This window comes from Microcoleus sp. F4-D5, from assembly GCF_036704885.1.
Taxonomy (GTDB): Bacteria; Cyanobacteriota; Cyanobacteriia; order Cyanobacteriales; family Microcoleaceae; genus Microcoleus.
Genome location: NZ_JAUBSX010000184.1, coordinates 1 through 1,762, shown reverse-complemented (window position 1 = coordinate 1,762; position 1,762 = coordinate 1). Strand labels below are relative to the sequence as shown.

Below are 1,762 nucleotides of genomic sequence, written 5' to 3'. Positions count from 1 at the left end.
CACGGCGACCATTATTGATCGTCCGCTCTCTTAATCCTGGTGGTGTAACCTTTTGACACTGATTCAGCAAGCCCTATATAGCAATGCGATCTGAGTCTCACAGCACAACGCCCTCTTGTCTTCCTAGACTTGTTGTCTAGCAAGACTTTCAGATTTTACGGATCTAGAAAATCACTTAGGATTGCTACAGCGATCGCAAGAATGAGAATGGAATGGGTTGGGCCAATCCATCCTCATGAGGCTAACGATCGTTGAGATTTAGGCTCCGAATGAAATGCGCGAACATCGCAGGAGGTAGAGCGGCTAATCCTTTGATTACTAAATCGAGAGATGGCTGAACGGGATGATAAATATATGCTACTAATCCACTTAATAAATTGACTAAAAAGTTCCAAAGACTGCGATGGCGCGTATGCTCAATTTGACAGATATTTTTCAGTTGGTCGTTGACCGACTCGATAATAGCTCGTTTCCGCAACAAGATCCGATCGAGAATCGGCATCAGCCGATTTTTCATGTTTTTTCGACACCGAGAAATCAGTTGCAATCCTCGCTGATAGAGCTGCTCGAATAAATCTTGAGAGATATATCCTTTATCTCCAAAAAGTTTGCCGAATAATCCTTGAGTCAAATCGGGGACAGGTTTTCGAGCGTCAGTATTAGCCGGGGTCAAAAGGAGCGCTAGTAATTCTCCACAATCGTTAATAATCAGATGGAGTTTAAAGCCATAATACCAACCTATCGAGTTTTTACCCCATTGGACTAACTAAATCGCCAAAAACCTTATGGATTGCGGCGCGACAAGGATGACAAACGTGAATTGGTGTTGAATCAATCAAGGCAATTCCCGTCACCTTTACCAGACGACTTTTCAAAAAGCATACTGAGGATCATCAACGACCAAGGCATTAACTCGACCAAACGATTATAGCTAACTAGATTGGGAAATTCACGCTAGCCAATGCTGGAGAACTTCTTTGATATCTCATGCTTTAAAATTGCGATAACCCGAACCGTGGAAACCGATCGTAATTGTCATCACTTCGCTCACACACAAACGGGAAGTACACAGTTTTTGTCGGTCATCTGTTGGGAGTTTCGGATATTTATGTTGATATTTTTGAAAATCTTGACAGAAATCATCCACATCACAAAAAATCTGGGTTAGGTCAAGACGAGTTATAATTTTGGTCATCGCTGAGAGTTGTTGTTACTAAAGTGTTTTTAAGTTTAACTCTCAGGTTTTTCTCTTGTGAGTTTCGTTCGAGTCTGCATTCACCTCATCGATCGCTGCACCCATCCTTGACGCTCGCATCAGCTATCTTGTTGTGCGATCGCACCCGTCTCTGTAGCTAGTTCTCATTAATCCATACTAATTGATATCAAGCGCCGTGTTTCCGATTAGCCCGCTAAGCCTGCTAACTCTTGAATTGAGCCATTCCATTTCCGTCGAGTTCACGTCGTTAAGGTTGGCTAAATGACGACGCAGTGCGTGAGTTTGTGTTAGACCTTGGTTTAGTCGGGTTAAAAATTGACGCGCTCTCCTAGCGTAAACTTTACCAATGGTATTTGGATTATCTGAGACTGAATGAATTTCCGGCAATTGTCCTGTTTTGAGTTCTAAACGGTTTATCAAATCGGGATGGGTAGGAGGAAGCATAGGCACACACAATCTTTAGCCTGTTGGGTGCATCTCACTTTGGCAAATACATCAAATTGAAAGTTGACCGTTGAGATAGGCACAGCGAAGAGAAAGAATAGA

Annotated in this window: 1 pseudogene; it reads right to left on the bottom strand. The window is 42.7% G+C overall.

The features are described 5' to 3' along the window. Positions 1-241: 241 nt before the first annotated feature. Positions 242-1,195 (bottom strand): annotated as a pseudogene (locus tag QUA80_RS33445) (IS982 family transposase). Positions 1,196-1,762: the final 567 nt, after the last annotated feature.